8 protein-coding genes are annotated in these 8020 nt (G+C 66.2%); 4 read left to right on the top strand and 4 right to left on the bottom strand.

The window, feature by feature from the left end; genetic code table 11:
* The first annotated feature begins 456 nt into the window (after positions 1–456).
* From rpmH to mnmE, 4 genes are all read left to right on the top strand, one after another.
* Positions 457–591, top strand: coding sequence for a 50S ribosomal protein L34 (rpmH, locus tag NHL60_RS19380; protein ID WP_010626003.1), 135 nt, complete (start codon positions 457–459; stop codon positions 589–591).
* A gap of 13 nt (positions 592–604) precedes the next feature.
* Entirely contained in the window at positions 605–1024 is a 420-nt protein-coding gene (gene rnpA / locus NHL60_RS19375) for a ribonuclease P protein component (protein ID WP_253447290.1), read from the top strand.
* Between the two features lie 180 nt (positions 1025–1204).
* Complete coding sequence (gene yidC, locus NHL60_RS19370) at positions 1205–2893, top strand: membrane protein insertase YidC (RefSeq protein ID WP_253447287.1); 1689 nt, start codon at positions 1205–1207, stop codon at positions 2891–2893.
* A 102-nt stretch (positions 2894–2995) separates the two neighbouring features.
* Entirely contained in the window at positions 2996–4363 is a 1368-nt protein-coding gene (gene mnmE, locus NHL60_RS19365) for a tRNA uridine-5-carboxymethylaminomethyl(34) synthesis GTPase MnmE (RefSeq protein ID WP_253447284.1), read from the top strand.
* Between the two features lie 16 nt (positions 4364–4379).
* On the opposite strand, the gene NHL60_RS19360 is transcribed toward mnmE, so the two are convergent.
* The 4 genes from NHL60_RS19360 to rdgB all read right to left on the bottom strand — a co-directional run bounded on the left by NHL60_RS19360 (position 4380) and on the right by rdgB (position 7874).
* Positions 4380–5228 carry a 23S rRNA (adenine(2030)-N(6))-methyltransferase RlmJ gene (locus NHL60_RS19360; RefSeq protein ID WP_253447281.1) on the bottom strand — a complete coding sequence of 283 codons (849 nt, stop codon included), beginning with the start codon at positions 5226–5228 and terminating at the stop codon, positions 4380–4382.
* A 92-nt stretch (positions 5229–5320) separates the two neighbouring features.
* Positions 5321–5998, bottom strand: a complete 678-nt coding sequence (locus tag NHL60_RS19355) for an OmpA family protein (RefSeq protein WP_253447278.1) — start codon at positions 5996–5998, stop codon at positions 5321–5323.
* Between the two features lie 95 nt (positions 5999–6093).
* A complete protein-coding gene (gene hemW / locus NHL60_RS19350) occupies positions 6094–7269 on the bottom strand; it encodes a radical SAM family heme chaperone HemW (RefSeq protein WP_253447275.1) in 1176 nt (391 codons plus the stop codon).
* Entirely contained in the window at positions 7266–7874 is a 609-nt protein-coding gene (gene rdgB / locus NHL60_RS19345; protein WP_253452316.1) for an RdgB/HAM1 family non-canonical purine NTP pyrophosphatase, read from the bottom strand. Before rdgB ends, hemW begins: the two co-directional genes overlap by 4 nt.
* Positions 7875–8020: the final 146 nt, after the last annotated feature.

Raw genomic sequence — 8020 nt, 5'->3', positions numbered from 1 at the left:
GGGCGGGTCCTCGGGACTGCTGCACTTGAGCTCTGGGGATACCCGGAGCCTGTGGACCAGAGCAATATTTGTCCACCCTCACTGCACAGGCTGTCCATGCTGCCTCCAGCGCTCGTCCACACACTTTCAACCTGTATATCCCCTTGTCCTGGAAATGGAAAGTCAAGTTATCCACAGTAACTGTCCCCAGCATTAATAACAGGTTTTATAAAAGAACTATAAATAGTTACTGTTGCGTCCTGAGGGTAGAAGGCAGGCCAGAGTCTCCCGCTGTCCCGGCAGCGAGGCTCGGGGGCACCGAGGCCGTTGCCCGGATCCGGCAACGGAAAAATTGCACCCGGAGCGCGATATCACTACAATTTCCGGTCTTGAGCCGAATATCACCGGGCCCCGAACGGGATCCGGACGCCTCCAAGCTGTCCAATCGTCCTAAAAACCACGTGGGAATAATGAGTTATGAAACGTACCTTTCAGCCCAGCGTTCTGAAGCGTAAGCGTGTGCACGGCTTCCGTGCTCGCATGGCCACCAAGAACGGCCGTGCCGTCCTGGCCCGTCGTCGCGCCAAGGGTCGCAAGCGCCTGAGCGCCTGATCACGGACTCCTGGTGTCCCGTCAGGCATTTCCCCGCCGTCTGCGCCTGCTGACGGCCGGGGACTACCGTCAGGTCTTCGAGGCCGCGGCGTTCAAGGTTCACGGCAAGGGGCTCATGGCCCTGGCCATACCCAATGAGCTGGGACATCCGCGTCTCGGCCTGGTGGTCAGCAAGAAGAACCTTCGCCGTGCCGTCGACCGTAACCGCCTCAAGCGGCTCGTTCGTGAGTCCATCCGTCTCCAGCAACAGCAGATCCCTGCCCTGGACATCGTGGTCCTGGCCAGGCGAGGCGTAGGAGAGTTGGATAACGCCACCCTGCATCGCCAGCTGCACGGCATGTGGCGACGCCTGGCGCGAGATGCTGCCAGGTGGAAGCGTGACGATCAGCCGCAGAACGGGACGACCAGTGCAAACGCCAGTCAGAGCGGATGAGCGGACCGGCGGTATTGCCATGCTGCACCTGCTTGCCATGGCGACACTCGCCCCGGCCGATTCCACCGCCGACAGTCCGTGTTCGGCATCGAGCCTGCCTCTGGCAGGCTTTTGTCTATCTCGGGCGGGTACTTTCCATCCCGCCCCTGGCAAGTTCACCACCCATCGGGCAGAACCCTCATGGACGTAAAACGACTCCTATTGCTGATCCCCCTGGCGGTGCTCGCTTACCTGATCGTCGTGCAGTGGAATCAGGACTATGGCCAGGTGGCTCCTGAGCCTGAGGCCCCCTCCTTTACCAGCAGCTCAGACAATGGCCAGGCCCAGCCCGCCGACCCGGATGGCCTTGCCGTACCGGCATCGCCCAGCGCGGCGGACGACGTCAGCCAGGCGATGCCAGGCAGCGCCGATTCCCCCACCGGCAGCCGCGACCTGATTGCCGTAGTGACCGATGTGCTCGACCTGCGCATCGACCCCCAGGGCGGCGATATCGTCTACGCGGCCCTGCCCCAGCATCGCCTGACCCTGAACTCCGACCGCCCCTATGTGCTGCTCTCCGACAACGAGACGCGCAGCTACGTCGCGCGCTCCGGGCTCCAGCTGGACGGCCAGGCAGGACGTATCGCCTTCACACCGGAGCGCACCGAGTACCGCCTGGCCGAGGGTGACAGCCGTCTCGAGGTCGACCTCACCGCCGAGGTGAACGGCATCGACGTGATCAAGCGCTTCAGCTTCGAGCGCGGCAGCTACGCGGTTGACGTTCACTACTACCTGGCCAACAACACCGAGGAGCCGGTCTCTGCCCGCTTCATCGGCCAGCTGGCACGGGATAACAGCCCCGACCCCTCCAGCGGCGTGGCCCTGGGCATGAGCTCCTTCCTCGGCGCGGCCTTCTCCACCCCGGAGAGCCGCTACGAGAAGGTCGACTTCGACGATATCCAGCGCGGCCGCTTCGACAACGTCGACGCCCAGGGCGGCTGGGTGGCGATCATCCAGCACTACTTCGTCTCGGCCTGGGCGCCGCCCCAGAACCAGCAGAACCTCTTCTATGCCACCACCGACTCGCGCAATCGCAACGTGGCGGCCTTCGCCGGCCCGGTGACCACCATCGCCGCCGAGGGCGAGGCGCGGCTGGGCGCGACTCTCTTCGTGGGCCCCAAGGTCCAGGACTACCTGGAAGCCGTGGCGCCCAACCTGCGCCTGACCGTGGACTTCGGCTGGCTCTGGTTCATCGCCAACCCGCTGTTCTGGCTGCTCGACCAGATCCACAGCCTGATCGGCAACTGGGGCTGGTCCATCGTGCTGCTGACCATCGTGGTCAAGCTGGCCCTCTGGCCGCTCTCCGCCAAGGCCTACAAGTCCATGGCCCGCATGCGCAAGCTCGGCCCCGAGATGCAGCGCCTGAAGGAGCAGTACGGCGACGACCGCCAGAAGATGTCCCAGGAGATGATGAAGTTCTACCAGAAGGAGAAGATCAATCCTCTGGGCGGCTGCCTGCCGATCCTGGTGCAGATGCCGGTCTTCATCGCCCTCTACTGGATGCTGCTGGAATCCGTGGAGCTGCGCCACGCGCCCTTCATGTTCTGGATCCAGGATCTCTCGGTGAAGGATCCCTTCTTCATCCTGCCGATCCTGATGGGCGCCTCCATGTTCGTGCAGCAGCTGCTCAACCCGACGCCTCCGGACCCGATGCAGGCGAAGATCATGCGCATGCTGCCCATCGTCTTCACCTTCTTCTTCCTGTGGTTCCCGGCCGGTCTGGTGATCTACTGGGTGGTGAACAACATCATCTCCATCGCCCAGCAGTACGCCATCACGCGCAAGATCGAGAATGACCCCACCGTCGGCAAGGGCATGAAGACCAAGTAGCCTTCACCCGCCCCAGCCACTCCGGACCCCCGCCCCGTGCGGGGGTCTGGCGTTTACAGGGCCCGATGCGGACAATGGCAGCGCCACCACCAGGAGATTTCCATGGCCAGCCTCCACGACCAGGACACCATCGCCGCCCTCGCCACGCCACCCGGGCGCGGAGGCGTCGGCATCATTCGCCTCTCCGGGCCGCTGTGCGCGGCGATCGCCGAGGCGGTGGTGGGCCATTGCCCCGCGCCCCGCCACGCCCACTACGGCCCCTTCCTGGGCAGGGAGGACGTGATCGACGAGGGCATCGCCCTCTGGTTCCCCGGCCCCCGCTCCTTCACCGGCGAGGACGTGCTGGAGCTGCAGGGCCACGGTGGCCCCGTGATCATGGACCTGCTGCTGGAGCGCTGCGTCGAGCTGGGCGCCCGCCTGGCCCGCCCGGGCGAGTTCTCCGAGCGTGCCTTCCTCAACGACAAGCTCGACCTGGCCCAGGCCGAGGCGATCGCCGACCTGATCGAGGCCAGCTCCCGGGCCGCCGCCGAGAACGCCCTGCGCTCCCTGCAGGGGGACTTCTCGCGGCGAGTCGAGGCGCTGGTGGAGCGGCTCATCGAGCTGAGGGTCTATGTGGAGGCGGCCATCGACTTTCCCGAGGAGGAGATTGACTTCCTGGCCGATGGCAAGGTGGCCGAGCGGCTCGCCGGCGTCATGGCGGAGCTTGCCGAGGTGCGCGCCGCTGCCGGCCAGGGGGCGCTGATGCGCGAGGGGATGAACGTGGTGATCGCCGGGCGTCCCAATGCGGGCAAGTCGAGCCTGCTCAACGCCCTTACCGAGCAGGAGACCGCCATCGTCACTGACATCGCCGGCACCACCCGAGACGTGCTGCGCGAGCACATCCATATCGACGGCATGCCGCTGCATGTGATCGACACCGCGGGACTTCGCGACACTCCGGACGCCGTGGAGCAGATCGGCGTGGCTCGCGCCTGGGCAGAGATCGAGAAGGCCGACCGGGTGCTGCTGCTGGTGGACGCCGCGACCACCACCTCCACCGACCCCATGGCGATCTGGCCGGAGTTCGTGGCCCGACTGCCGGACCCCTCCCGGCTGACCCTGGTGCGCAACAAGATCGACGCCAGCCGTGAGCCCGCCGGAAGCGAGTTATCCACAGCCACCCCGGTGGTGCGGCTCTCCGCCCATACCGGGGAGGGTGTGGATAACCTCAAGGCGCACCTCAAGGAGGTGATGGGCTATACCGGGACCACCGAGGGGCGCTTCTCGGCACGACGCCGCCACCTCGATGCCCTGGACCGTGCCCGCCAAGCCCTGGAGAACGGCGAGGCCCAACTGACCGGTTTCGGTGCCGGCGAGCTGCTCGCCGAGGACCTGCGCGACGCCCAGCAGGCCCTGGGCGAGATCACCGGGGAATTCAGCGCCGATGATCTTCTGGGCGAGATCTTCGGCAGCTTCTGCATCGGGAAATAGCCGTGCCCTCCTTCGGCTACTCCTCCACCCACCAGCCGCTGCGGTAGCTCCCCGGTGAGCCGAGACGCGCCACTACCGGGGCCATCGCTTCCGCCAGGCGCTCGTCGAGACCCCAGGGCGGGTTGACCACCAGCATGCCGCTGCCGTACATCCCCCGCTCCTCCTGGGCCGGCGTGCGGCGGCTGAACTCCCCGTACCAGACCTTGCGCAGCCCCCCGTCGCGCAGCGCCTCGAGCAGCTCCCGGTGGCGGCCCGCCGGCAGCAGCGGATACCAGACCAGCACCACCGCATGGCGCACCTTGCACATCGCCGCCAGCACCGTCTCGGCCACCTCGAGATACTCCTCCTTGCGCTCGTAGCTGGGGTCGATCAGCACGCAGAGTCGCGGCGTCCTGACCGGCAACCGCTCACGCAGGCCCTTGAAGCCATCGCCATGGATCCGCTGAACTGCCGCAGGAAAAGGCTGCTGACTGAGATGCTCATGCTCCCCCGGGTGCAGCTCGAAGAGCCACTGCTGGTCCTGGGCCCTCAGCCGCTGCCCCATCCACCAGGGCGAGCCGGGGTAGTGGGTCAGGCGCCGAGGGTCGGGCTGAGCCGCCGCCAGGGCCGTCAGCCACTCCACCAGCAGCGTCCCCCCTTCACGGGTTTCCCGGGCGGACCATAGCGGTGCGACCCCTTCCCGGTACTCCTGCAGCCGGGTGGTCTCGGCGGCATCCAGGGGATAGAGGCCTCGACCCGCATGGGTATCAATATACGTAATGGGTGATTTCTTACGTAATAAGTGATCGATGACCGCATGGAGGGTCAGGTGCTTGTGGACATCGGCAAAGTTGCCGGCATGGTAGGCGTGCTGATAGGAAAGCATGGACGGGGGCTGCTGGCTCGGCAAGGAAAGGAAAAGGGGCCTGCCGCTTCTGGCGGCAGGCCCCATTCTGGCACGTGGCGGTAACCTCAGGCCTACTGGAACTGGCTCTCGATGGGGGACAGCGTGATCTCGACGCGACGGTTCTGAGCGCGGCCCTCCTCGGTAGCATTGCTGGCCACGGGCTGGGTCTGGCCATAGCCGGTCATATAGAGGCGGTTGCGGGAGACGCCAGACTGGGCCAGATAGTTGCCGACGGACTCGGCACGCCGCTCGGAGAGACGCTGGTTGTAGTCGGCATTGCCGGTGCTGTCGGTATGGCCGGCGATATTGACCCGGGTATCGGTGTACTGATTGAGGATCGACGCCACATCATTGAGGGCGTTGCGAGCGCTCATGGTCAGTTCGCTGGAGTCGAAGCCGAAGGTCACGCTGCTCGGCATGTTGAGCACGATATCGTCACCGCGGCGATCGACCTCGATACCGGTACCCTGGGTGCTCTGGCGGAGCTGCTGCTCCTGGCGATCCATATAGGCGCCGATACCGGCACCGGCGGCGGCACCCACGGCAGCACCGACCAGCGCGCGATCGCGGCGGCTGGTGCTGCCGCTTCCGGAGAGGGCGCCAGCGGCTGCCCCCACCGCCGCCCCGATGCCGGCACCGGTGGCGGTCTGGCTGCGCTGGGTCTGGCCGCTGTAGGGATCGGTAGTGGCGCAGCCCACCAGCAGGGCGGCGGCGGCAAGCGGTACAAGGAAGCGAATGGGTTTGATCATAAGGTTAGATCTCCTGTCGGTCATCGGTCGACCCGGTAGGCATCCCTGCCGGGCAGTTCATCGGTGTCACGGCTGCGATGAGTCTTGTGAATCGGTCACTCCAGACCGATCAGCGCCAGCAGTTCATTCAAGAATAGTAGACCCTGAGGGCTTGCCTGAAGCCGCTGGGTATCTTCCACGAGAAGTCCTTTTTTACGCGCCTCCGCCAGCCGCGGCGCCAGACTCTCCGGCGGCAGGCCGGTAGTCTGGCGCCAGGCCTCCATGGGAACGCCATCGACCAGGCGCAGCGCATTCATGGCGAACTCCAGCGGCAGCTCGCTCTCCTCCACGCGACTGTGGCCCGCCACAAAGCCTCGCGGGTCATGCCGCCGGCGCAGGTAGGAGTTCGGCTGGCGGACCTTCCAGCGCCGCTCGATGGCCAGCGCCCTCCCCGGTTCCCCGGCGGCGCTCAGCTTGCCATGGGCTCCCGCTCCGATGCCGAGATAGTCCCCGAAACTCCAGTAGTTGAGGTTGTGACGGGAGCGGCGCCCGGCAAGCGCATAGGCGGAGATCTCGTAGCGGCGAAGGCCTGCCGCCTCGAGGCGCTCGTGCCCCAGGTCCTGGATATCCCACAGCACCTCCTCCTCGGGCAGCCGGGGTGGCCGGGAATGGAACTCGGTATTGGGCTCCAGGGTGAGCTGATACCAGGATAGATGCTCGGGGGCGAGCTCGAGGGCCCGCTCCAGATCCTCAAGGGCCAGTGTCGGCGTCTGATCCGGCAGGCCATGCATCAGATCGAGGTTGAGGTTATCGAAGCCGGCGTCCCTGGCCTCGGCCACCGCGGTGATCGCATCATCACCGGAGTGGATCCTGCCCAGGGCCTGCAGCTGAGCCTCCCGGAAGCTCTGCACCCCCAGCGACAGGCGGTTGATCCCCGCCTCACGGTAGCCGTGGAAGCGCCCTCGCTCCAGGGTCCCCGGATTGGCCTCCAGGGTGATCTCGATATCACGCGCCATGGGCAGGCGAGCCGCGATCCCGGCCAGCAGGTCTCGATAGAAGGCCGCCGACATCAGGCTCGGCGTCCCCCCGCCGATAAAGATGCTGCCCAGCGTCCGGCCGGCAGCCAGCGGCAGGTCGGCCTCGAGGTCGGCCAGCAGCGCGGCCAGGTAGTCGACCTCCGGAAGCTCGGCATCGCGGCCGACGCCATGGGAGTTGAAGTCGCAGTAGGGGCACTTGCGTACGCACCAGGGGACATGCACATAGAGCGAGAGGGGGGGCAGCGCGATCATCACGCCCCTTGGGCCCTGCCCAGCGCCTCGACCAGCGCCTGGAGGGCGCGGCCGCGGTGGCTCAGGCGGTTCTTCTCGGCGGCCGGCAGTTCCGCCACGCTCATGGCCTGGTCGGTCAGCCAGAACAGCGGATCATAGCCGAAGCCGCCTTCACCGCGCGGATGCGCCAGGATCTCGCCTTCCCAGCTGCGCTGCACGATCAGCGGCACGGGGTCCTCGGCATGGCGCAGATAGACCAGCACGCACCAGTAGCGGCCGCGGCGACCACCCTCCGGCACCTCGGCAAGGCGTTCGAGCAGCAGGGCGTTGTTGCGCTCGTCGCTCTTCGGTTCACCGGCAAAGCGCGCGGAGTAGATACCCGGGGCACCGTTCAGGGCATCGACTTCCAGGCCGGAGTCGTCCGCCAGTGCCGGCAGGCCGCTGACGCGGCTGGCCTCTCGCGCCTTGAGCAGGGCGTTCTCGACGAAGGTGAGGCCGGTCTCCTCCACCTCGGGCACGGCAAACTCCGCCTGGGGCCGAACATCGAAGCCCAGCGGCGCCAGCAGCTCATGAAACTCCCGCAGCTTGCCGGCGTTACCGCTGGCGAGTACCAGCGGGGCCGGTGACATAGAGAAATCCAAGGTCAATATTCCTTTATATACGAATGTAGCGAGCTATTGCCGCCCGCTCGATCTGTCGGACGCGTCCGCAATGCGCCAGATAGTAACCGGCGAGGGGTCGACCTGGCCACAGGACGAAGCCCGCAGCAAGCAGG

Origin of the sequence: Halomonas sp. Y3, from assembly GCF_024137965.1 — a bacterium.
In the GTDB taxonomy this organism is placed as follows: Bacteria; Pseudomonadota; Gammaproteobacteria; order Pseudomonadales; family Halomonadaceae; genus Halomonas; species Halomonas mongoliensis.
Note: the sequence above shows the minus strand (reverse complement) of the source record. Positions and strands in the feature narration are given on the sequence as shown.